The following is a 22,598-nucleotide window of genomic DNA, read 5'->3' as shown; positions in this document are numbered from 1 at the left end:
CCCGTGACCGCGCCGGTGCCCGAGTCCGGCGCGCGCATCCAGGCCGGCAGCCCGGCGTTCCGGCGCATCAACCGCGCCATGGCCTTCGGCGGCTTCTCGATCTTCGCGCTGCTGTATTGCGTGCAGCCGCTGATGCCGCTGTTGGCGCACGACTTTCACCTGTCGCCGGCCCAGAGCAGCCTGGCACTGTCCGCCTCCACGGTGACGCTGGCGCTGGCGCTGCTGGCGTCGAGCAGCGTGGCCGACCGCTACGGCCGCAAGACCGTGATGGTGGCTTCGATGGTCAGCGGCGCGGTGCTCACGCTGCTGTCCGCTTTCGCTTCCGACTACGCCCACCTGGTGGCGGTGCGCGCGCTGCTCGGCCTGATGCTGGGCGGCCTGCCGGCGGTGGCGATGGCTTACCTGAGCGACGAGATCGAACCCACCTCGCTCGGCCTGTCGATGGGCATGTACATCAGCGGCAGCGCGTTCGGCGGCATGAGCGGGCGCGTGGTGTCGGCCTTCATCAGCGACTTCGCGTCCTGGCGCCTGGCCGTCGGCCTGCTCGGTGCGGCCGGGCTGTACGCGGCCTGGGAATTCTCGCGCAGCCTGCCGCCGTCGCGCCACGGCGCGGTGCGCGGCGCGCGCGGACCGGGTTTCATCGACGGCCTGCGCATCCACCTGCGCGACCCCGGTCTGCCGTGGCTGTTCGCGCTGCCGTTCCTGCTGATGGGCTCGTTCGTAAGCCTGTACAACTACATCGGCTACCGCCTGCTGGCGCCGCCGTTCGAGCTGCGCCAGAGCGTGGTCGGGCTGCTGTCGCTGCTGTACCTGCTCGGCATCTTCAGCTCGATGTGGGCCGGCAAGCTCGCCGACCGGCTGGGACGGCGCAACGTGCTATGGCTGTTCATGGGCGCGATGATCGGCGGCCTGCTGATCACCCTGGTCGATTCGGTGGTGGCGGTGGTGCTGGGCGTCGGCCTGGCCACCTTTTCCTTCTTCGCCGCGCACTCGGTGGCCAGCAGCTGGGTCGGGCGGCGCGCGCAGCCACCACAGGCGCTGGCCTCGGGCATCTACCTGTTCTTCTATTACCTGGGGTCGAGCGTGGTGGGGTGGTTCACCGGCTACGTCTACGAACACTGGGGCTGGAGCGGCGTGGTGGGTCTGCTGGGGATGATCCTGGGGATCGGCCTCCTGATCGCGCTGCGCCTGCGCTCGCTGGCGCCGGTACAGCCGCAAGGCTGAGCAGGATGCTCAGCTGTAGCGGCGCTGGCCGAACGGCAGCGGCGTGATCGCTTCCGACACCATCTGCGCCGGGGTCGGCTTGCGGCATTGCGCCGGATTGGCCAGCACGCGTTCGATCACGGTGGCCGGCACGTTCTTGAATTCCATGTAGCGGCGCGCCTGGACGGCGTCGCGCACGCCCAGGATATTCAGGCCGCGCGCCACGGCGTTGGCGGTGGCTTCATCGCTGCGTCGCTGGCGCACATGCATGGACAACACCTTCGGTATTCGACATCAAAAAGTGGACGCGAGCCGGGCCGGATCGCGTTTGGCGCGATGATACCCGCCCTCGGAGCGGTCTGCCAGCCCCGACGGGCCAAAAGTGCGCCGCTGGACGGATACTGACCGCGGATAAAAAAACGCCACGCGCATGGGCGTGGCGTTTTGTTGCTGCCGGACCAGAAGGCAGAGCAGCAGAGCGTCAGATCAACGACGGGCGGCGCGGTTGATCGGCGGACGCGGGGCGCCGGCGCTCTTGCCGAGGTGGCGGAAGGTGATGCGGCCCTTGCTCAGGTCGTACGGCGACATTTCCAGGCTGACCTGGTCGCCGGCGATGATGCGGATGTGGTTCTTGCGCATCTTGCCCGAGGTGTAGGCGATCAGCTTGTGGCCGTTTTCGCAGTCGACGCGGTAACGCGAGTCTGGCAGGACTTCGGACACCACGCCATTCATTTCGATGAGTTCTTCTTTTGCCATGATGGGCTCCGGTTAGATGATTGATAAATCGCCGGCTCCAGCCAAACACGCGGAAACGGGCGGGGCGGCCTGCGGGGCAGGCTGCATGTCACGGTGAAAATGATGGCGCGGCGCGAACGCCTTGCCGGAAAAGTCCGGGCGGAACAGCGGGCGGCGGCGCGATGCTCGCGGCGCGGGGCGTTCCGGGTGAGAAAGACTAGTTGGGGACGGAATGAATATTTTCAAGACCGCCCGTCACAGCGCAGCGATGCTTGCGCGGCTGAGCATGAAGAAGCAAGAACATTCCAACGTCCATCAGTGTAACACAGGCGCAAGGATGACGCATGACCACCCGCCAAAGAACGATATAATGGCCGCTTGCAATGTTGCCGCTGATTGCGGCTTTTCCCACCGGGTCGTTCCAGCCGCCATTGCGCGGACTCGGTCGGCCGCACGACAGGCCGTTCCGATGACCCACGCAGTTTCCGCACGCATTTCCACCGGCATCGCCGGCCTCGACGACATCCTGGGCGGCGGGCTGACGCCGCAGCGCCTGTACCTGGTGGAAGGCTCGCCCGGCGCCGGCAAGACCACGCTCGGCCTGCAGTTCCTGCTTGACGGCGCCGCCCGCGGTGAAAGCGGCCTGTACATCACGCTGTCGGAAACCACCGACGAGCTGATCGCGGTGGCGGCCAGCCACGGCTGGGACATCGGTGCGCTGTCGATCTACGAGCTGGCCGGCGACGACGCACTCGACCTGGACTCGCAGCAGTCGGTGTTCCACCCGTCCGAGGTCGAGCTGGGCGAGACCACGCGCAACGTGATGAACCGGGTCGACGAACTGCGTCCGGTGCGGGTGGTGTTCGACAGCCTGTCCGAGGTGCGCCTGCTGGCCCAGAACCCGCTGCGCTACCGGCGCCAGATCCTGGCCCTGAAGCAGTTCTTCGCGGCGCGCGCCTGCACCGTGCTGCTGCTCGATGACAAGACCGCCCAGTCCGACCAGCACCTGCACAGCATCGCCCACGGCGTGATCAGCCTGGAGCAGATCGCGCGCGAGTATGGCAAGGAACGACGCCGCGTGAACATCCTCAAGATGCGCGGCATCCGCTTCCGCGGCGGCTACCACGACTACACGCTCGACACTGGCGGCATCACCATGTACCCACGCCTGATCGCGGCCGAGCATACGGCCGACTTCGTGCCGGAACTGGCTTCCAGCGGTTCGGATGGCTTCGACGCGCTGTTGGGCGGCGGACTGGCGCGCGGCACCAACACCCTGGTAGTGGGGCCGTCGGGCATCGGCAAGACCACGCTCGCCACCCGCTGCCTGCTGGCGGCGCTCGAGCGCGGCGAGCCGACCGCCTACTACCTGTTCGACGAGGGCCTGGGCACCTTCCACGCGCGCAGCCTGCAGCTCGGGCTCGACCTGCGGCCACACCTGGCCAGCGGCCTGCTGCGGGTGCACCAGATCGATCCGGCCGAACTGTCGCCGGGCGAATTCTCGCAGATGCTGCGCGACGCGGTCGAGCAGCGCGCCACCCGCTTCATCGGCATCGACAGCCTGAACGCCTACCTGCAGGCGATGCCGGGCGAGCACTACCTGACGCTGCAGATGCACGAGCTGCTCTCGTACCTCAACCAGAAGGGCGTGACCACCCTGATGATCCTGGGCCAGCATGGCCTGATCTCGGAGGCGCGCACCGACGTCGACCTGAGCTACCTGAGCGACAACACCGTGCTGCTGCGCTTCTTCGAAGCCGGCGGCAAGGTGCGGCGCGCGATCAGCGTGATCAAGAGCCGCACCACCGAACACGCGCAGAGCATCCATGAGCTGCAGCTGGGCCAGGGTGGGGTGCGCATCGGCGCCGCGCTGGAAGGCTTCCAGGGCGTGCTCACCGGTATCCCGAACTACCACGGGGTCACCCCGATGATGGCCGCGCCCGGCAATGCCGACGCTTGAAGCGCGCGAACAGCGCCTGCTGATCGTCGCCCCGCACGGGCGCGATGCCGAGGTCATGGCCGGCGTGCTGCGGCGCGACGGCCTGGTGTGCGAGGTAGTGCCCGACGTCGCCACGCTGGCCGCCAGCATCGAGGACGGCGCCGGCGCCGCGATCCTGGCCGAAGAGGCGCTGCAGGGCGCCGACGGCGCCGCGCTGCACGCCTGGCTCGAACGCCAGGGGCCGTGGTCCGACTTTCCCTTCATCGTGCTGCTGGCCAAGGCGATCGGGCTGCCACAGCCGGGCGCGCGTGCGCGCCTGGCCGAGCTGGGCAACCTGATCCTGCTGGAACGTCCGCTCAATGCCGAGACCCTGCGCAGTGCGGCCGCCTCGGCGCTGCGCGCCCGGCGCCGCCAGTACCAGGCGCGCGCGGTGCTGGCCGACCGCGAACGCACGGCGGCCAGCCTGCGCCATAGCCAGGAAGCGCTGGTAGCGCTCAACGAGACGCTCGAATCGCGTATCGAGGAACGTACGCGCGCGCTGGCCCAGGCCAACGACCGCCTGATGAACGAAGTGATCGAGCGCGAGCGGGTGCAGCAGGCCATGGTCCAGTACCAGAAGATGGAGGCGGTGGGGCGCCTGACCGGCGGCATCGCGCACGACTTCAACAACCTGCTCAACGTGGTCCAGGGCAGCATGGACCTGATCCTGCTGAAGTCGCAGGACGAATTCGTGCGCGCGCGCGCCGAGATCGCACGCCGCTCGTGCCAGCGCGGCGGCAAGCTCACCGGCCAGCTGCTGGCCTTCGCGCGCAACCAGAGCCTGGACCTGCGCGAGATCGACATCGACGCGCTGTTCGACGGCGTGCGCGAACTGGTGGCGACCTCGCTCGGTTCGACCATCCGGCTGCGGTTCGAGGTGGCCGCCGATTGCCCCGGCGTGCTGGCCGACGCCAACCAGATGGAGATGGCGCTGCTGAACCTGGCCATCAACGCGCGCGACGCGATGCAGGACGGCGGCAACCTGGCCTTCGGCGCCGGCCCGGCCACGCCGCCGGACGGCTTCCTGCCGGCCGGCGACTACATCCGCATCGCGGTCACCGACAGCGGCGCCGGCATGGCGCCCGAGATCCTGGCCAAGGTGTTCGAGCCGTTCTTCACCACCAAGGGCGTGGGCAAGGGCACCGGCCTGGGCCTGAGCCAGGTGTACGGCATGGCCCAGCAGTCGGGCGGCGGCGCGCGCATCGCCAGCGAGCCGGGGCAGGGGACGACGGTCGAGATCTGGCTGCGCGCGGCCGGCGGCGCCGACCAGGTGCAAGCGGCGCCGGCGCCGGCACGCGTGCGGGCGGCGGCGCGTCCGGCGCGCATCCTGATCGTGGAAGACGACGACTTCGTGCGCGAATCGATGGTCTCGTCGCTCGAGGCCCTCGGCCACCAGGTGGCGCAGGCGGCCGACGGCGAGGCCGGGCTGGCCGCGCTGCAGGCGGCGCGGCCCGAACTCCTGATCACCGACTACCTGATGCCGGGCTTCACCGGCGCCGAACTGGTGCAGCGCGCGCGCGTGCTGTACCCCGGCCTGCCGATGATCATCGCCACCGGCTACGCCGACATGAAGGCGATCGAACAGGTGATCGGCGACGGCCTGGTGCTGCGCAAGCCGTTCCAGCTGGCCGAACTGGCGCTGGGCGTGGAGCGCGCGCTGGCGCGCCAGCGGCTTGCCGACTCCGGCTCCGTGGCCGCCATGCCGGTGGCACGGCAGGCATCATGAGCGCCGTCGCCGACAGCTTCGACTACGAGGCCGCGCTGGCGGCCTGCGCGCGCGGCGAGCGCCAGGCGCTGCGCCGTCTGTACGACCAGGAGAGCGCGCGCCTGCTCGGCGTGGCGCTGCGCATCGTGCGCGAGCGCGGGCTGGCCGAAGATGTGCTGCACGACGCCTTCGTCAGCATCTGGACCCGCGCGGCCACGTTCGACGCCACGCGCGGTTCGGCGCGCGGCTGGATGTACACGGTGGTGCGGCACCGGGCGCTGGACGCGGTGCGCGACGGCGCGCGCGAGCTGGCGGCGGATGAAGAAGCATTCGATGCGCTGGACCGGGAGGCGGGTGCCGACATGATGGAAGCGTTCGAATTGCGCCAGGACCTGGGCCGCCTGCACGAGTGCCTGACCCGGCTCGACACGGCCAAGCGCAACAGCATCCTGTACGCCTATGTCGACGGCTTTTCGCACAGCGAGATCGCCGAGCGCCTCAAGTCGCCGCTCGGTACGGTGAAGGCATGGATCAAGCGCGGCCTGAGCGCGCTGCGGGAGTGCATGGTATGAACGCGAAACGGGACGAGCCGGTGCGCGATCCGCACGAACTGGCCGGCGAATACGTGCTCGGCACACTGTCGCAGGCCGAGCGCAATGCGGTTGACGCAGCGCTGGCGCACGACGCCACGCTGCGCGCCGCGGTCGGCGACTGGGAGCAGCGCCTGCTGCCCCTGAGCGGCATGGTCGAACCGGTGGCGCCGCCACCGGCGTTGTGGACACGCATCGAGCGCAGCGTCGCCGGCCTGCGACCGGCGCCCGCGGGTTCCGTGCGCGCTTCATGGTGGCAGCGCCTCGGCCTGTGGCGCTCCTTGGCCGCCGGCGGGTTCGCCGCCGCCGCGATCATGGCGGCTGTGGTCGGTCTGCGCCTGCACGAGGTGGCGCAGCCGCACTTGATGGTGGTGCTGGCCGCGCCGCAGAACGCCACCCCGGGCTGGGTGCTGGAACTGGTGGGTGACGACACGCTGCGCCTCAAGCCGCTGGTCAGGACCGTGGTGCCGCCGCAGCGCGCGCTGCAGTTGTGGACCAAGGCCGACGACTGGGAAGGCCCGGTGTCGCTGGGGCTGGTGCGGCCGGGCGAGACGGTCGAGGTCAAGCTGGCGAGGCTGCCGAAGGTGGTGCCGAACCAGCTGTTCGAGATCACGCTGGAGCCGCAGAACGGGTCGCCGATCGGGCGTCCGACCGGGCCGATTCTGTATATCGGGCGGGCGGTGAAGGTAGGGTAAAAGCAGGGTAAGAGTAGAGTAAGAATAGGCACCTGCCGGCGTTCGGCTGCCGGCAGGTGCTGTCTGCCGTCTTAGCGCACCCAGATCGCGACGTCGCGCAGGCCCGCCGTCCCGCCAATCACCGACGTCGCCGACGTCGCCGCCCCGTTCACGGGCGTCGCCGCACCGGTCGCCAGATCGACCCGGTACAGCGAGCTGGCACCACCGGCGCTGGAACGCAGCGCCGCCAGCACCAGCCCGTTCGCCCCGCCGCCGATATCGAATGCGCTGCCACCGGCGAAGCCCACACCCAGCGAACCCACATTGGTCAGGGTTCCGTCGTTCGGCGGATTCTGCAGCGCCAGCACGCCGCTCGCGCTATCGAGGTCGAACAGTTGGGTGGTCGCCGCTCCCGGCACGCTGTTGGTGTACGCCGCCGCGCTCACCACGGCCGGGGTTCCGGCGCGGTTGATCGCGCCGTCGGTGGTGGTGGCGCCGGTGTCGACGTTGATGCGCAGGCTCTGACCCGTGTTGCTGATCACGCGCAGGCGGTCGGCCACCGGATTGAAGTCGACCGCGAACGCCGTGCCCTGCATGCCGCCGTAGGGCGCGGTGGTGTCGGCGCTGTCGGCGCGCAGCGTGGCGCGGACGGTGGCGGCGCCGGTGGCCGGGTCGATCGTGACCAGGCGCGCACCCGAGGTCAGGCCCCACAGCACCCCGTCCTTGGGACGCACGTCGAAGCCCACCAGTCCTTCGTCGCCGTTCAGGCCCGTGATCGGGCGCTCGCTGTCGATCGTGTTGGGCGTGGCCAGCTTGAAGCTGAGCAGGCGGTTGGCGTCGCTCAGGCCCAGCAGCGTGACGCTCTGCGCGCCCAGTGCCAGGCCGCGGATGTCCTCGTTGATGCCGAGCGCGCCGACCAGGGTCGCGGCATTGGTGCTGCCGGTCGCGCCCAGGTTCACGCTGTACAGGTTGCGCGCGCCGCCGACCGTGGCGACCATGTAGCCGACGTTGGTGCGGGCATCGATGTCGAAGCCGTTGGCGCTGCCTGCCGCCACGCCGAGTGGCACCGGCATCGCCAGGGTGCCGTTGTTGGGCGGGTTCTGCACGTACAGGGTGCCGCTGGCGCCGTCGATGCCGTACAGGGTGGTGGTCGCCGTCCCGGCGAACGAGTTGGTATACGCCGACGCCGTGATCATGGTGTTGGCGGGGCCGCCGTTGATCTCACCGTCGGTGGTCGTGACGCCGGTATCGACATTGATGCGCAGGCTCTGGCCGGTGTTGCTGACGATGCGCAGGCGGTCGGCGACCGGGTTGAAGTCGACGCCGAAGGCGGTGCCGGCCAGCGCGGCATACGGTGCGCTGGTGTCGCTGGCGTCGGCGCTCAGGGTGCTCTTGAGGGTGGCGGCGCCGCTGGCGGTGTCGATCGTGTACAGGCGGGCGCTCGAACTCACGCCGTACAGCTTGCCGTCGGCCGGACGCACATCGATGCCGACCAGGGTGTCGCCGCCTTGGAGGCCCTGGATGGCGACATTGGTGCGGATGGTGGCGGGCGCATCGCGGTTGAACGACACCAGCCTGTTGCTGGCGGTGAGCACGAACACGTCGCCTGCGGTCATTGCCGGCGGATTGGCGACCGGCGGATTGGCAACATTGTCGTCGTCGCTGCTGCTGCCGCAGGCGCCCAGGGCGAGGGCGATCGAGGATGCCAGGATGAGCTTGGCGAATCGGGGCTGGTTCATACTATCTCCTTGGTGGTCTGCTGCGAAATTGGGTTTTGAAACTGTTCTGTTTGCGTCGTCTACACCAGTACTACGCGCCGGATGCGCGATCGGATGCAGCTGTCGCAATTTTTTTTTCGTGTGCGAACAGCACCGGTCTATGCAAGGAGAATGTCTGATAGACAACGAAATACTTCGGCGTTAGGCTTGGACGTTTCTGGCCAGGGAGCAGCAATGAGCGGATGGAAGCAATTCACGGTCGGAGTAATGGCCGTCATCGGCGCCGGCGCCGCGCACGCGGCGGACTACAAACCCTGCGACGATGCCGCCAGCCATGCGGCCCTGGCCGGCAGCCTGTGCGCCATCGAGCAAGTCCCGGCAGACCACGCCGGCGCGGCGCCAGGCGCAACGATCTCGCTGTTCGTGCGCAAATTTCCCACCAGTGAAACCGCGCGCGGCCAGGTGTGGCTGATCGCCGGCGGTCCCGGCGAATCGGGCGCCTCGTTCTATGGCCTGCTGCCGCGCTTTCGCCAGAGCTTCCCCGGCTTCGACCTGATCGTGCCGGACCACCGCGGCACCGGTTTCTCGAGCCGCATGTGCCCGCAGGAAGAAGCGCCGGCGTCGCCCAGCGGCACGGCGCTGGCCGGCGCCGAATGGGGCAGCTGTTTTGCGCATCTGAATGCCAACCCCGCCGGTGCGCGCCGGTTCTCGCAGACCAACGCCGCCTACGATTTGAAGCTGCTGCTCGAGCGCACCGCGCGCAGCGGCAAGACCTATGTGTATGGCGTTTCGTACGGCACCCACCTGGTGCTGCGCACCGTCGCGCTCGGAGCGCAGGGTATCGATGGGGTGGTGCTCGATTCGCTGGTGCCGCTGCAGGATGACGAGACGGCGGACCTGAGCCGCCGTTCGCTGGTCGCCGACGCCGTCGGCCGGGGGTATCTGGCGCGCTGCGACGCCTCGCGCGCTTGCAGCACCCGCATGGGCGAACCGCTGGAACAGATCTACCGCCGCGTGCTGGCGCGCGCCGACCGGGAGCCGGCGCTGCTGGCCGGCGTGCCGGGCAACAACCTGAAACGGTTTTTTGGCAGCCTGCTCGATGTTCCAGCGGCCGCCAGCCAGCTGCCGCAGATGATCAAGGGGCTCGATGCCGGCGACACGGCGCGCGTCGCGTCGGTGCTGGCCGAGGTGCAGAAAGAGATGGCGGCGCTGGGCGGCTTCCCGCAATCGCCGTCGTCGACGCCGCTGGTGATATTGATCAGCGGCGCGGAAAACAACCTGCAGCCGCAGCGCACGGCGCAGGGGGTGGCGCAGGAGGAACAAGGGCTGCTGTTCGCCAGCAGCCTGCCGGGCCTGCTGGTCGGGCAGCCGTTCCCGTTCTACGCGCGCGATGCCTGGTTCGCGCGCTTGCCGGCGCGCCTGCCGCCGACGCTGGTGATCCATGGCACGCGCGACGCCAAGACGCCGTACGACGCCGCCCGGCGCCATGTCGCCGCGCTGCGCAAGGCCGGCCCGGTGGAACTGTTCGCTGTCGAGGACGGCGCCCATTTCGTGCTGTGGCAGGGCAGTGGCTGCTCCGTGAACGCGGTGCGCCGCTTCGTGCTGGGCGACGAAGAGCAGGCGCGCTGCGTCACGGTGACATCGGCCGATTGAGCAGACGGGTTACGCCGCCCGATCGGCCTCGCATTACCGCTTCGGCGTCACCCGCCACACGACGTTGGCCAGGTCGTCGGCCACGATCAGCGCGCCTTTCGGATCGACCGTCACGCCCACCGGACGGCCACGCGTCTTGCCGTCGCCATCGCGGAAACCGGTGACGAAGTCGATCGGCTCGCCGGCCGGACGGCCGCCTGCGAACGGCACGAAGATCACCTTGTAGCCGACCGGATTGTCGCGGTTCCAGCTGCCGTGCTCGCCCACGAAGGCGCCGTTGGCGAACTTGGCGCCCATCTCGGGCCGCGAGAAGTCCAGGCCGAGCGCGGCCACGTGCGAACCCAGGCTGTAGTCGGGCTTGATGGCGGCGGCGACCTTTTTCGGGTTCTCCGGCTTGACGCGCGGATCGACGTTCTGGCCCCAGTAGCTGTACGGCCAGCCGTAGAAGCCGCCTTCGCGCACCGAGGTCAGGTAGTCCGGCACCAGGTCCGGGCCCAGTTCGTCGCGCTCGTTGACGACCGACCACAGCTGGCCGGTTTCCGGATGCATCGCCAGCGCGGTCGGGTTGCGCAGGCCGGTGGCGAACGGCTTGTAGGTGCGGGTGTTGACGTCGATCTGCCATACCATGGCGCGGTCGACTTCGGCTTCCATGCCGCGCTCGGTGATGTTGCTGTTCGAGCCGATGCCGACGTACACGAAGCGGCCATCGGGGCTGATGGTCATCGCCTTGGTCCAGTGGTGGTTGATCTCGGACGGCAGCGGCACGATGGTGGTCGGCGCCGCGGCGGCCGCGGTCTGGCCCTGGGTGTAGTCGAAGCGCACCAGCGCATCCTGGTTGGCGACGTAGATCTTGTTGTCGAAGAAGGCCAGGCCGTACGGCGCGTTCAGGTTCTCGGCAAACACGGTCTTCAGCTCGTACTTGCCGTCGCCGTCGGCGTCGCGCAGCAGGGTCAGGCGGTTGCCGCTCTTGACCTTGGTATTGCCCTTGGCCTTGATGTAGCCGGCGATCACGTCCTTTGGCTTGAGCTTGGCGGCATTGCCGCCGCGGCCTTCGGCCACCAGGATGTCGCCGTTCGGCAGCACCAGGGTCTGGCGCGGAATCAACAGGTCGGTGGCGATTGCGGTGACCTCGAAGCCCTCGGGCACGGTCGGCTTGGCGTTGCCCCACGGGCTGGGTTCGGCGATCTTCATGCTCGGCAGCAGGCCGCGCTGCGGTTCCGGCAGTTTCGGGTCGGCGCCGCGCGCCTGGGTGTCGGCGCCGTTGTCGTTACAGGCGCTGACCAGCAGCGCCATGCTCACCAGGGTCAGTGTGCTCAGTCGTTTCATTGGACACCTCCGGCGTGCACGCGGTTGGATGCATCGACACGCGCATCGGCGCGCGCGGCCAGTCCAAGCCAGGCGCTGATGCAGACCAGGATGAACACGACGATCGACAGGATCAGGCCGCCGGGCATGACGGCCCAGGCATCCTTGGCGTGCTGGAAGGCGTTGACCACGCCCAGCACCCAGGTGGCCAGCAGCACCAGGAAGTACATCAGGACCGGTCCGGCCTTGCGGCGCGCACGCAGCAGGTTGACCAGCGCGAACAGCAGCGCCAGGCCGCTGAACAGCTCGCCACCGGCGATCAGCCAGGAGGCGAAGTTGCTCCACTGGATCTGGTAGGTGTTGTGGTAGGCGATATCGCTCAGCAATGCGCCGAGGAACAGGGGCACCGATCCGGCAAGCAGGATGGTGTGGAGCAGGCCGGGCGGGCTTCGGTATGCCGGAGCAGCCGTGGTGACGGAAGACATTGGTTGAGTCCCTCATGAGTGATGTGGTTGTTTAAATCATATCGACTATGTGAAGGGACTGTCGCAGCGTTGAGCTCGATGCGCAGCTGTACCGCGATCTTGCGCCGCCCAGGCTGATGCTGTCAGGAATGCACCGAAATTGTCCCGCGGCTCAGGCGCAATCGCTGCTTGATAATGGAGGAATGCGTCCTAAGCTGGTAAGGGTCAGCGCAGTGTCCTGCGCATCTTTTCCAATATTTTCAGGAGGTTATCATGCTGCAACCATCCCAGATCCAGCAACGTTTCAGCCAGGTCCAGCAAGTGGTGAACCAGGCCGAGGAAGTGTGCCGCAACGACCAGAGCGTGCCGTCCGAAATCCGCGACTGCATCCAGAAACTGGCGCAGGAAACCGACCGCGCGCAAAGCGTGATGCAGTCGAACGACCAGTCCGACATCATCCAGTGCATCGACGACCTGGAAGCGATCGGCGACGAAGCCAAGCGCGTGTGCACCAGCACCCGTCCGTCGCCGCAGGTGCAGTCGGTGGTGGTGCGCGTGCACGACGAACTGTCGAACCTGAAGCACCAGCTGCACTAAGCGCGACTGGCGGCGCGCGTGCCGGGCTTGACGCCTAGAGCACGCCGCGCTCGCGCAAGGCCGCGATCTCTTCCTCGCTCCTGCCCAGCACATCGCGCAGCACCTCGCCGGTGTGCTGGCCCAGCAGGGGCGGGGCCACGCCGCTGGTAGCAGGCGTGGCCGACATCCGGATCGGATTGCGCACCAGCTTCACCCGGCCCGCGTCCGGGTGCGGCAGTTCGATCGCCATCTCCCGCGCCCGCACCTGCTCGTTGGCGAACACTTCTCCCACATCGTTGATCGGACCGCACGGCACGCCGGCCGCTTCCAGCAGCGCGATCCATTCGTCGCGTGCTTTGGTCCTGACCATCTCGGCCAGCAGGGGCACCAGCGTGTCGCGGTTCTTCACGCGCAGCGGATTGGTGGTGAAGCGCTCGTCCGTCGCCAGATCGGGCCGTCCGCCCGCTTCCACGAACTTGCGGTACTGGCCGTCGTTGCCGGTGGCGACGATGATGTGGCCGTCCGCACAGGCGAAGGTCTGGTAGGGCACGATATTCGCGTGCGCATTGCCCCAGCGCTGCGGCGCCTTTCCGCTGTTGAGGTAATTGCTGCCGACATTGGCCAGCATCGCCACTTGCGTGTCGAGCAGGGCCATGTCGATGTACTGGCCTTCGCCGGTGCGGTCGCGGTGGGTCAGCGCGGCCAGCACGGCGATGGTGGCATACATGCCGGTCATCAGGTCGGTCAGCGCCACCCCGGCCTTTTGCGGGCCGCCGCCGGGCAGGTCGTCGCGCTCGCCGGTGACCGACATCAGGCCGCCCATGCCCTGGATCAGGAAGTCGTAGCCGGCGCGGTGCGCATACGGGCCGTCCTGGCCGAAGCCGGTGATCGAGCAGTAGACGATGTCGGGCTTGATAGCTTTGATCGATTCGTAATCGAGGCCATAGCGTTTGAGCTGGCCGACCTTGAAGTTCTCGAGCACGACGTCGCAATGGCGCGCCAGTTCGCGCAGCAGGTCTTGTCCTTCGGGGCTGGCGATGTCCACCGTCACCGAACGCTTGCCGCGGTTCGCGCTCAGGTAATAGGCGGCTTCGCCGGTATCGCGTCCCTCGGCATCCTTGGCATAGGGCGGACCCCAGGCGCGGGTGTCGTCGCCGCTGCCGGGACGCTCGATCTTGATCACGTCGGCGCCCAGGTCGGCCAGGTTCTGCGAACACCAGGGACCGGCCAGTACGCGCGACAGGTCGAGTACGCGGATGTGGCCGAGGGCCCTGGGCCGGGCGGGAGAGGGAGTAACCGGGTGCGTCATGTCGCCGTTCCTGTCGTTCGCTGGTGGAACGGCGATTATAGCTGGCGCATCTCAGCCCGGAAACGCGGCCAGGCCCGGCGTCGACGAACCCGTGGGGCCCGGCGTGCGCGCCACGTTCATCACCCAGCACACCATCACGAAGTAGCCGGCCAGCGCGGTCAGTTCGACCGTGCCCGCTTCACCGAAGCAGGCCACCGCTTCGGCATAGGTGGCGTCGCTCACGCCGTGGCGCCGCACCAGCTCGCTGACGAAGTCGACCACGCAGGCTTCAGGCGGCGGCAGGCCGCGCGGATGGCGGCCTGCCGCCAGCGCCTCGATCGCGCCGGCATCGACGCCGGCCTTGATCGCCAGCGGCGCATGGGTCTGCCATTCGAACTGGTTGCCGGTCTCGCGCGACACCACGCAGATCGCCAGTTCACGCAGGTTGTCGGGCAGCGTGCCGTTGAAGCGCAGCGCTTCGCCCGTCTTGCCGATGCGCTCCATCAGCAGCGGCGTCTGCAGCAAGGGAACGAAGGGACCGAAGATCGCCTTGCGCGGGCCGTTGATGATGGCGTCGGCTGCGGCCTGCTGCGCTTCGTTCATGGCTTCGCGCGCGGGGATGCCGATGCGCTCGCCGTTGTCGGCGCCGAAACCTTGCGCGGTGGCTTGTGGCTGCTGAGGGTCGTTCATGGGTGCTCCTTCGTTGATGGATGGCGTTCATGGCGCCACAGGTAACAAGCGCTCGCGAGAAGCCCGGCTGCCGATGCGGCCAGGGCCAGGTCGAGGGCGAGGTCGTGGTCCGGCGTCAGGTGGCCGATGGCGGCCGAGACGACCGGTCCCATCAGCTGCCCGAAGGCGAAGCCGGCGGTCATTCGGCCCAGCACCGCGGTCGGATTGTCGGCGACGCGGCTGCGCGCTTCCTGCATTCCGACCATGGTGATCACCATGAAGGTGCCGCCCACCAGCAGGGCCGAGGCGATGACCCCGGCCAGCGCCGGCCACGCGATCGGCAGCAGCACGCCCACTGCCATGACGAGGTGGCAGGCCGCCCACACGGCGCTGCGGTTGGCGTGCCTGAGCAGCGCCGACACCAGCACCGTCGACAAGGCCGCGGCGGCGCCGAACAATGGCCAGGCCCAGCCGAACACATGCGGATCGTCGACCACCTGCCGCGCCAGCGCCGGCAGGTAGGTGGCGGGCAGGATGTAGCCGAAGCCGAACAGGGCGTAGCAGGCGATCAGGCCGCCCGCACCGGGCGCCGGCGCCGGCGCAGCATGCCGGGGCGAGGACGCCGCCGGCATCGGTACGGGTGCCGGCAGGCGCCGGCTGACCAGGAGCGGAACGACGATCGCCAGCGCCGCCAGAGCGCCCAGCTCTACCCACATCGCCAGCGACGATGCTTCGACGCCGGGCACGAGCAGGCAGAACACGCCGGCCGCCGCGATGCCCAGTCCCACGCCGGCGAACACGGCGCCGGCCAGGTTCGGGCGTCCGAGGCTGGCCAGCCAGCCAAGCCCCCAGGCGCTGGTGGCGACCAGGGTCCAGGCGCTCAGCACGCCGGCAATGAAACGCAGGATCGCCCACGCCATGCTGGACGCGGCCAGGCCCACGCCCGCCGTGACCGCCACGGTGGCGACCAGGCCGAAGGCCATCAGCGGCGCCGGCCGGAGTTGAAGGCGCGAGGCCAGCATGGCGCCCACCAGATAGCCAAGGTAATTGCTGCCGGCCAGCAGCGCGCCCGATTGGGCATCCAGCAGGCCGTCGCGCACCATCAGCGGAAACAGCGGCGTGAAGGCGAAGCGTCCGACGCCCATGGCCACCGCCAGTGCGATCATGGCGGCGGCGCAGACCAGCGCTGCATCGTGGCGCCGGGCGCCGTGGTGAAGGGAAGCGGGACGATTCATGGCCCGTATTTAAACGTAGATCGGCGGCACTGACCAGTGAATAAAAGTGGAGTAGCATTCTCGGAATGAGAACAATCGATCTGAATGCCCTCGCCATCTTCCAGGCCGTGGTCGAGGAAGGCGGCATACACCGGGCAGCCGAGAAGCTGCACCGGGTGCCGTCGAATGTCACTACCCGCGTGCGCCAGCTTGAAGAATACCTGGGCGTGCGCCTGTTCCGGCGCGAGGGGAGGACGCTGGTGCTGTCGGCCGAGGGCGAGCGGCTGCTCAACTATTCGTCACGCCTGCTGCGCCTGGCCGACGAAGCCGTGAACGACCTGCGCGCCGGCCAGCCGCAGGGCGTTTTTCGCATCGGTTCGCTGGAGAGCACCGCCGGCAGCCGGCTGGCGCCGGTACTCTCGCGCTACCATGCCGACAACCCGGGCGTGGTGGTGGAGCTGATCACCGGCACCACCGGCGCCCTGATCAACCGCGTGCTGAATTACGAACTCGAAGCCGCTTTCGTGTCCGAACCGTTCACCGCCGCCGAACTGGCGTCGCTGCCGGTGTTCCATGAGCGGCTGGTCCTGATCACGCCGGCGCATGCCGGCGATATCCGTAGCGCGCGCGACCTGGGACGCAGCACCATGATCGCCTTTGCCCACGGCTGCTCGTACCGCAAGCGTCTCGAGGATTGGCTGGGCAGCGACAACGTGATGCCGGAACGCACCCTCGAATTCGGCTCTTACCAGGGCATGATCGCCTGCGTCGCCGCCGGGACCGGTTTCGCGATCGTGCCCGAAGCGGTGCTGGCCGCCTTGCAGGCGAGCGCCAAGGTCAAGCGCCATGCGCTTCCCGAGCGCTTCGCCCACAACCGGACGCATCTGGTCTGGCGCGGCCAGCCTTCGCTGGCGCTGCAGGCCTTGATCGACGGGCTGCAGGCGCAGCAGGCCGGCGCGCTGCAAGCGGCGTGAACGGCCGGTGCGCGCCGCATCGGGCGCACTACCGCGGCTCCGACAGCCCGGCCGCGAACAGGTCGCGCTCGCGCTCGACGATGCCGTCCACCACGCGCTGGTCCAGGCCCATCGCGCTCAGGACAAAACTCGACAGCTGCAGGCTCGCTTCCAGCGTTTCGGGCACCACCACGCTGGCGCCGGCCAGGCGCAGGGCGCGCGCGTGCTTTTCGTCGCGCGAACGCACGAACAGGCGCACGTGCGGGAATTCGCGCCGGATGCCGCGCACCGCCTGCAGCGCGGCGGCCGGCTGGTCCATCGTCAGCACGATCGCCGGCGCTGCGTCGGCGTGCACGCGGCGCAGCAGCTCGGGCCGCGCGGCGTTGCCGAACCAGACCGGGTGTCCTGCGGCGCGCAACTGCGCCACCAGGCGGGCGTCGTTTTCGAACGCCACGAACGGGATGTGCTGCGCCGCCAGCAGTTTGCCCAGCTGCTGGCCGACGCGCCCGAAGCCGGCCACGATCACCTGGCCGCGCGCCGCCGCCAGTGTTGCTGCCAAATTCGCCGCATCGCCCTGCGCCGCCTGTTCGCGCTCGGCGCGCTCGGAACCCTCGCCGATGATGCGGCCCAGGCGCGCCAGCAGCGGCGTCAGGAACAGCGACAGGCCCACCGCCAGCATCACGCGCGCGCCCAGCGCCGGCTCCAGCACGCGGGTGCTGACTGCGTAGCCGATCACGATGAAGGCGAACTCGCCGCCCTGGCCCAGCAGCAGGCCGCCCTCGGCTGCGCGGCCCCATGCCATGCCGCCGCTGCGCAGCAGCAGCGCCACTACCAGCGCCTTCAATAGCACCAGACCGGCCACGAAGGCCGCCAGCCACAGCGGCGACTCCAGGACCTGGCGCGTATCGATGGTCATCCCGACCGTCATGAAAAAGAGGCCCATCAGCAGCCCCTTGAACGGCTCCACCATCAGCTCGACCTCGTGCTTGAATTCGGTCTCGGCCAGCAGCAGGCCGGCGATCAGGGCGCCGAGCGCCATCGACAGTCCGGCCGCGGCCGACAGGGCGGCGATGCCGAAGGTCGACAGCAGGATCAGGGCCATGAACACGTCCGGCTGGCGCTGGCGCGCGAAGGCGCGAAACAGCGGGTGCACCACGCGCCCACCCAGCAGGTAGATCAGTGCGATGGCGCCGGCCGCCTTGGCCATCGCCACCAGCGTCAGCATGGCCACGCTGTCGTCGGCGCCCGCGCCCTTGCCGAGCGCGCCGATCAGGATCAGGATTGGCACCACGGCCAGGTCCTGCAGCATCAGGATCGCGAACGCGGCCTGGCCGAGCGGCGTGCCGGTGCTGTGCTGCTGGCTCATCAGCTGCATGACGATCGCGGTGGACGACAGCGACAGCACCAGGCCCAGGATCGCGGCGGTCTGCGGCGGCTGGCCGGTCAACCACAGGGCGCCGCCGATCAGCAGCGCGCTGGCCAGCACCTGCACCGTGCCGGCGCCGAACACCCATCTGCGCATCGACCACAGGCGCGCGGCCGAGAGCTCCAGGCCGATCATGAACATCAGGAACAGCACGCCGATCTCGGCCAGCATCGATACGCCCGGGCCGGCCGGGAAGGTGAGGGCGGAGAGCCAGGGCACGTCGCCGGCCAGCAGTCCCAGGCCGAAGGGGCCGAGCAGGGCGCCGACGGCCAGGAAGCCGAGCACCTGGTTGATGCGCAGGCGCTGCAAGAGCGGGATCAGGATGCCGGACAGGATCAGGAACAGGAGGATTTCCCGCAGAAAGGGGAAGGCGTGTTGGTCGTGCACGAGGGTGGCCTGGGTGGTGGGTGGCCGGGGTATTGTAGCGCTGGCGGTGTGGGGGACTTGCGGTTTTGGATCGGGTGGACTTTTGGTTGGTGGCTTCGGATGGGAACTTGGGTCCCCGCCGAGTGCGACGTTCGTCCGGGGATGACGTTGTTTGATAGTGGTGAATCAATCGGCGATTCGACTTCGGCCAAGTCCTTCAGCACGTCATCCCCGCGCAGGCGGGGATCCAAGTTTGCAAGCATGTACGGTGCTTGTGAGAACACCGGTAACGCATCAAGAAGAGAAGCCGGTCACGTCCCCGACTGCACCGCCTCGACCTCATTCGCCTCGGCCTGGCTGTCGCCGCCCGCCACCTGCTGGCGTCCCTCAGCCTCCTGCTCCAGCGCACGCCGCTCGGCCCGATCCGCATTGCGCAGCTCGATATAACGGCGCAGCGCATCGTCCAGTGCCGGCAGCAGCGCCCCGCGTTCGCTGTGCAGCGACGAATACGCCGGACGCGCCGCCGTGAAGCCGAATTCGGCGGCCGGACGCGGCTCCAGCAAAGAGGCGTCGACACCGGCCAGTTCGGCGGCGCGGCGCGCCAGTTCGGCCCAGGTCAGTTCGCCCTTGTTGGCCAGGTGCCAGATGCCGGCTTCGCGGTCCACCGCCAGGTCCAGACAGGCATGCACCAGGTCCGGCACGTAGGTCGGGGTGATGGTCATGTCGCTGGCTGCCACGAACGGGTCGCCGCGCTCCAGCGCTTCGAGGGCCAGGGTGACGAAGTTGTGCTTGTCCCACGGACCGAAGAAGGCGCTGGTGCGCACCACCAGTGCGCCCGGATGGTTGTCCAGCACCGCGCGTTCGGCGGCGGCCTTGGTGCGGCCATACACGTTAAGCGGATTGACCGCATCCGATTCCACATACGGACGCTCGTTGCGGCCGTCGAACACCAGGTCGCTCGAGAAGGTGGTCAGGTGCACGCCGTGGCGCGCGCAGGCGGCGGCCAGGGTGGCGGCGCCGAAGGTGTTTTCGCGCTCGCAGCGCTCGATGTCGTTCTCGGCGTCGTCCACCCGCACATAGCCGCAGGTGTTTACTACCGCCCACGGCTTGTATCTGGCCAAGGCGCGCTCGACCGAGTCGGCGTCGGCGATGTCCATGTCCTGGCGCGACAGCAGGCGGTGCGCCAGGTTGCGCTTTTCGCAGATGCGGGCGAAGGCCTGGCCCAGGGTGCCGGTGGCGCCGAGGATCAGGATCGGGGCGGCCTCGATACCGACCAGGCGGTGGCCGTCGGCCGAGATCGAGGTCAGCGCATCGGGCGTGGCCACCGGCTGGCACAGCTGGCGGCCCGGACGGCGCCACCAGCCCTGGGCGCGCAGCACCGGGTGCGACAGCGGTGCGCCGCTCGAGAGTTCGCGCATCATCGCCGCCAGCGCGGTCGGGCGCGGCAGCGGCGAGCGGACGTCGAGCGGGCCCGGTTCGTAGTAGCCGCGGTTGGCGGTGACCAGGCAGTTCCAGTCGAACGAGCCGAGCAGGGCCCAGACCGTCACCGCGCGCACGTCGACACCGTTGTCGCGCGACTGCTGCGCCGCTTCCCAGATCTCGAGCAGCCAGCGCATCTGGTCTTCGCGGTTGGCGTCGATGTGGGCTTCGGTGATCGCCAGCGGGATGCCGTAGCGATCCCAGACTTCCTGCAGCAGCGGAGCGATGCCCGGCGTCGGGGTAGCCAGCGCGCGCGAGGCTTCGATGTCGGCGCACGGGATGCCGTCGGCCACGCCGCGGTGGTGTTCTGGGTAGCGCTCGGGACGGTGATCGAGCCAGCGCTCGCTGGTGACGTAGTAATTGACGCCGATGATGTCGGGCGGGCAGGTGTTGTCGCGGAACCAGAGGAATTCTTCGGCGGCGATGCCGGTGCGCAGCAGGTAGCTCCACAGCTTGTGTTCCGGGCCGACCATGCCGCACAGCAGGTCCCAACCCAGCCAGCGCCGTTCGTTGTAGAACTCGGCCACCTTGGACAGTTCCGGCGTGCTGTAGGTCTTGCCGAGGTCGTCGGTCTGGACCAGTTTGGCATTCGGGTTGACGGCGCGGATGGCGCGCATCGACAGCACGGTGGCGCGGCACTGGTTCAGCAGGGCCTGGATGAAGGTGCGGTCGTCGCGGCCGTGCGGGTACCACACGCCGTACAGGCCGGCGAAGCGGGCGGTGGTGCAGATTTCATTGACCGGGGTGTAGTACTCGAGCCAGGGATAGCGCGCGGCGACGGCGCCGGCGTAGTCGGCCAGCTCTTGCGCAAAGCCAACGTCGACTAGGCTGGTGTGGCGCGGGCCACTGCCGTGGTGGATCAGGCCGGCGATCGGGACGACGCCGGCCGCGCGCAGCGCGTTCAGTCGACCGTCGGGCCAGGTCCAGTCGGCGCCATCGATACCGTCCGGGGCGGTGCGTTCCCACAGGATCGGATAGCGGATCGCCTTAATGCCGAGCGCGGCGAAGCGCCCGATGTCGCAGGCACGCTCGCTGTGGCCGTTGCGATCGAGCTGGCTGAAGTATTGATCTTGCACGCGGTTGACCGTGCATTCGAGGCCGCCCCAGAGCTGCAGGGAATCGGCCGGGAGGGTGGTGGTCTTGTTCATGGTGTTCATTCCTTATTCTTATAACAACAAATTGCTGATAGCGGCGCGCGTTTGGTCGACATGGAGTGTGAAACCGCGTGCGGAGGGCGCTGCTGTCGAGTCACGGTACCGGTTCATCGTCAACGGCAAATTGACGCCGGGTTGACAGCGCGCCGTCAACCTGTAACCATGCGGTCCATGATCTTTCCGAAAGCACATCCAATTTCCCTCACCTGGTGGCGCCGCTGATAGCGCGCGGCCCCGGGAAATGATGAGCATTTCAAACACACGCCGCCTCGATTCAGGTGGCGTTCATTGTTTGACGCAGGACGGTCGAGGCTCCAACAAAGGACTAACTCGATGACACTGCAAACTTCTTCCACCTCGAATCAAATCATCCTGACCGGCGACCGTCCGACCGGTCCGCTGCACCTCGGTCACTACGTCGGCAGCCTGCGCGGCCGCGTCGGCTACCAGGATCAGTACCGCCAGTTCGTGATGCTGGCCGACTCGCAAGCCCTCACCGACAATATGGATGACCTGGGTAAGGTACACCGGAACGTGGTCGAAGTGGCGCTCGATTACCTTGCCGTAGGGATCGACCCGACCAAGACGACCATCTTCATCCAGTCGCAAATCCCGGAACTGACCGAGCTCACTTTCTACTACCTGAACCTGGTGACGGTGGCGCGCCTGGAGCGCAATCCGACCGTGAAGGCCGAGATCGTCCTGCGCGGCTTCGAGCGCGACATCCCGGCCGGCTTCCTGACCTATCCGGCCAGCCAAGCCGCCGACATCACCGCCTTCAAGGCCAGCGTGGTGCCGGTGGGCGAAGACCAGATTCCGATGATCGAGCAGTGCAACGAGATCGTGCGCCGCTTCAACCGCACGGTCGGGCGCGAGATCCTGGTCGAAGCCAAGGCCTTCGTGCCGGAAGTCGGCCGCCTGCCGGGCATCGACGGCAAGGCCAAGATGAGCAAGTCGCTCGGCAACACCATCAACCTGGGCGCCAGCGCCGACGAGATCCGCGCCGCGGTCAAGAACGTGTACACCGACCCGCTGCACCTGAAGGTGTCGGATCCGGGCCATATCGAAGGCAACGTCGCCTTCACCTATCTGGATGCGTTCGACACCGACAAGGACGGCCTGGCCGAGATGAAGGCGCACTACCAGCGCGGCGGCCTGGGCGACAGCGTCGTCAAGAAGCGCCTGGAAGGCATCCTGCAAGACCTGCTGGCGCCGATCCGCGCCCGCCGCGAAGAGTTCGCCAAGGACCCGGCGCAGGTGATGAAGATGCTGCAGGAAGGCACGATGAAGGCGCGCGAAGTCGCGGCGGCGACGACCGACGAGGTCAAGAAGGCGCTGGGGCTGTCGTACTTCTGATTGCCCTTCCAAGGGGCGCGGCGCCTGCGCGGTATCGTCAGGCGCGACTTTTTATTCGTCCAGACTAACTTTTCAGTTAGTCATCCATATGT

The 22,598-nt window shown here is 68.3% G+C and carries 19 protein-coding genes; 9 read left to right on the top strand and 10 right to left on the bottom strand.

The features are described from left to right. The first annotated feature begins 3 nt into the window (after positions 1-3). Positions 4-1,224 carry an MFS transporter gene (locus RTQ83_RS20840; protein WP_312518868.1) on the top strand — a complete coding sequence of 407 codons (1,221 nt, stop codon included), beginning with the start codon at positions 4-6 and terminating at the stop codon, positions 1,222-1,224. 9 nt (positions 1,225-1,233) lie between these two features. Here RTQ83_RS20840 and RTQ83_RS20835 read toward each other — a convergent pair whose 3' ends face one another. Then, positions 1,234-1,473: a hypothetical protein gene (locus tag RTQ83_RS20835; RefSeq protein WP_312518865.1), complete on the bottom strand. Its 240-nt coding sequence runs from the start codon at positions 1,471-1,473 to the stop codon at positions 1,234-1,236. Between the two features lie 216 nt (positions 1,474-1,689). Further along, the gene (gene infA, locus RTQ83_RS20830; RefSeq protein WP_290419883.1) at positions 1,690-1,959 is read right to left on the bottom strand and encodes a translation initiation factor IF-1; all 270 of its coding nucleotides are present in this window, start codon (positions 1,957-1,959) and stop codon (positions 1,690-1,692) included. Between the two features lie 448 nt (positions 1,960-2,407). Between infA and RTQ83_RS20825 the strand changes: the two genes are divergently transcribed. From RTQ83_RS20825 to RTQ83_RS20810, 4 genes are read left to right on the top strand one after another with little or no spacing between them, the layout of a single operon-like run. Continuing rightward, entirely contained in the window at positions 2,408-3,898 is a 1,491-nt protein-coding gene (locus RTQ83_RS20825) for an ATPase domain-containing protein (protein ID WP_312518859.1), read from the top strand. Next, positions 3,885-5,642: a response regulator gene (locus tag RTQ83_RS20820; protein ID WP_312518856.1), complete on the top strand. Its 1,758-nt coding sequence runs from the start codon at positions 3,885-3,887 to the stop codon at positions 5,640-5,642. Before RTQ83_RS20825 ends, RTQ83_RS20820 begins: the two co-directional genes overlap by 14 nt. Further along, positions 5,639-6,193, top strand: a complete 555-nt coding sequence (locus RTQ83_RS20815; protein ID WP_312518854.1) for a sigma-70 family RNA polymerase sigma factor — start codon at positions 5,639-5,641, stop codon at positions 6,191-6,193. Before RTQ83_RS20820 ends, RTQ83_RS20815 begins: the two co-directional genes overlap by 4 nt. Further along, positions 6,190-6,906, top strand: a complete 717-nt coding sequence (locus tag RTQ83_RS20810; RefSeq protein WP_312518852.1) for an anti-sigma factor domain-containing protein — start codon at positions 6,190-6,192, stop codon at positions 6,904-6,906. Before RTQ83_RS20815 ends, RTQ83_RS20810 begins: the two co-directional genes overlap by 4 nt. Positions 6,907-6,977: 71 nt before the next feature. Here RTQ83_RS20810 and RTQ83_RS20805 read toward each other — a convergent pair whose 3' ends face one another. Continuing rightward, positions 6,978-8,624 (bottom strand): DUF4394 domain-containing protein, encoded by a 1,647-nt coding sequence (locus tag RTQ83_RS20805; protein ID WP_312518849.1) that lies wholly within the window; start codon positions 8,622-8,624, stop codon positions 6,978-6,980. Between the two features lie 213 nt (positions 8,625-8,837). On the opposite strand from RTQ83_RS20805, the gene RTQ83_RS20800 reads away from it, so the two are divergent. Continuing rightward, entirely contained in the window at positions 8,838-10,256 is a 1,419-nt protein-coding gene (locus tag RTQ83_RS20800; RefSeq protein WP_312518847.1) for an alpha/beta fold hydrolase, read from the top strand. Between the two features lie 33 nt (positions 10,257-10,289). Here RTQ83_RS20800 and RTQ83_RS20795 read toward each other — a convergent pair whose 3' ends face one another. Together RTQ83_RS20795 and RTQ83_RS20790 are read right to left on the bottom strand one after the other, a co-directional pair. Beyond that, positions 10,290-11,582, bottom strand: coding sequence for a sorbosone dehydrogenase family protein (locus RTQ83_RS20795; RefSeq protein WP_312518845.1), 1,293 nt, complete (start codon positions 11,580-11,582; stop codon positions 10,290-10,292). Further along, complete coding sequence (locus tag RTQ83_RS20790) at positions 11,579-12,046, bottom strand: DUF2231 domain-containing protein (RefSeq protein ID WP_312518842.1); 468 nt, start codon at positions 12,044-12,046, stop codon at positions 11,579-11,581. The genes RTQ83_RS20795 and RTQ83_RS20790 overlap by 4 nt, the downstream gene beginning before the upstream one ends. Before the next feature lie 252 nt (positions 12,047-12,298). On the opposite strand from RTQ83_RS20790, the gene RTQ83_RS20785 reads away from it, so the two are divergent. Then, a complete protein-coding gene (locus tag RTQ83_RS20785; protein ID WP_312518840.1) occupies positions 12,299-12,622 on the top strand; it encodes a hypothetical protein in 324 nt (107 codons plus the stop codon). A gap of 34 nt (positions 12,623-12,656) precedes the next feature. On the opposite strand, the gene RTQ83_RS20780 is transcribed toward RTQ83_RS20785, so the two are convergent. From RTQ83_RS20780 to RTQ83_RS20770, 3 genes are read right to left on the bottom strand one after another with little or no spacing between them, the layout of a single operon-like run. Further along, entirely contained in the window at positions 12,657-13,910 is a 1,254-nt protein-coding gene (locus tag RTQ83_RS20780) for a CaiB/BaiF CoA-transferase family protein (protein WP_312518837.1), read from the bottom strand. Between the two features lie 51 nt (positions 13,911-13,961). Next, positions 13,962-14,579 (bottom strand): carboxymuconolactone decarboxylase family protein, encoded by a 618-nt coding sequence (locus RTQ83_RS20775; RefSeq protein WP_312518834.1) that lies wholly within the window; start codon positions 14,577-14,579, stop codon positions 13,962-13,964. After that, complete coding sequence (locus tag RTQ83_RS20770) at positions 14,576-15,793, bottom strand: YbfB/YjiJ family MFS transporter (protein ID WP_312518832.1); 1,218 nt, start codon at positions 15,791-15,793, stop codon at positions 14,576-14,578. The genes RTQ83_RS20775 and RTQ83_RS20770 overlap by 4 nt, the downstream gene beginning before the upstream one ends. 65 nt (positions 15,794-15,858) lie before the next feature. Between RTQ83_RS20770 and RTQ83_RS20765 the strand changes: the two genes are divergently transcribed. After that, the gene (locus tag RTQ83_RS20765) at positions 15,859-16,746 is read left to right on the top strand and encodes a LysR family transcriptional regulator (protein WP_312518831.1); all 888 of its coding nucleotides are present in this window, start codon (positions 15,859-15,861) and stop codon (positions 16,744-16,746) included. A gap of 28 nt (positions 16,747-16,774) precedes the next feature. Here RTQ83_RS20765 and RTQ83_RS20760 read toward each other — a convergent pair whose 3' ends face one another. Beyond that, on the bottom strand, positions 16,775-18,538 hold the full coding sequence (locus tag RTQ83_RS20760) for a cation:proton antiporter (RefSeq protein WP_312518828.1): 1,764 nt from the start codon (positions 18,536-18,538) through the stop codon (positions 16,775-16,777). 290 nt (positions 18,539-18,828) lie between these two features. Further along, positions 18,829-21,144 carry a family 1 glycosylhydrolase gene (locus tag RTQ83_RS20755; protein ID WP_409456139.1) on the bottom strand — a complete coding sequence of 772 codons (2,316 nt, stop codon included), beginning with the start codon at positions 21,142-21,144 and terminating at the stop codon, positions 18,829-18,831. A gap of 339 nt (positions 21,145-21,483) precedes the next feature. Here RTQ83_RS20755 and trpS point away from each other — a divergent pair, with 339 nt between their 5' ends. Further along, positions 21,484-22,506, top strand: coding sequence for a tryptophan--tRNA ligase (trpS, locus tag RTQ83_RS20750; protein WP_312518822.1), 1,023 nt, complete (start codon positions 21,484-21,486; stop codon positions 22,504-22,506). The last annotated feature ends 92 nt before the right edge of the window (positions 22,507-22,598 follow it).

Source organism: Massilia sp., assembly GCF_031995545.1.
Classification (GTDB): Bacteria; Pseudomonadota; Gammaproteobacteria; order Burkholderiales; family Burkholderiaceae_D; genus Telluria.
Note: the sequence above shows the minus strand (reverse complement) of the source record. Positions and strands in the feature narration are given on the sequence as shown.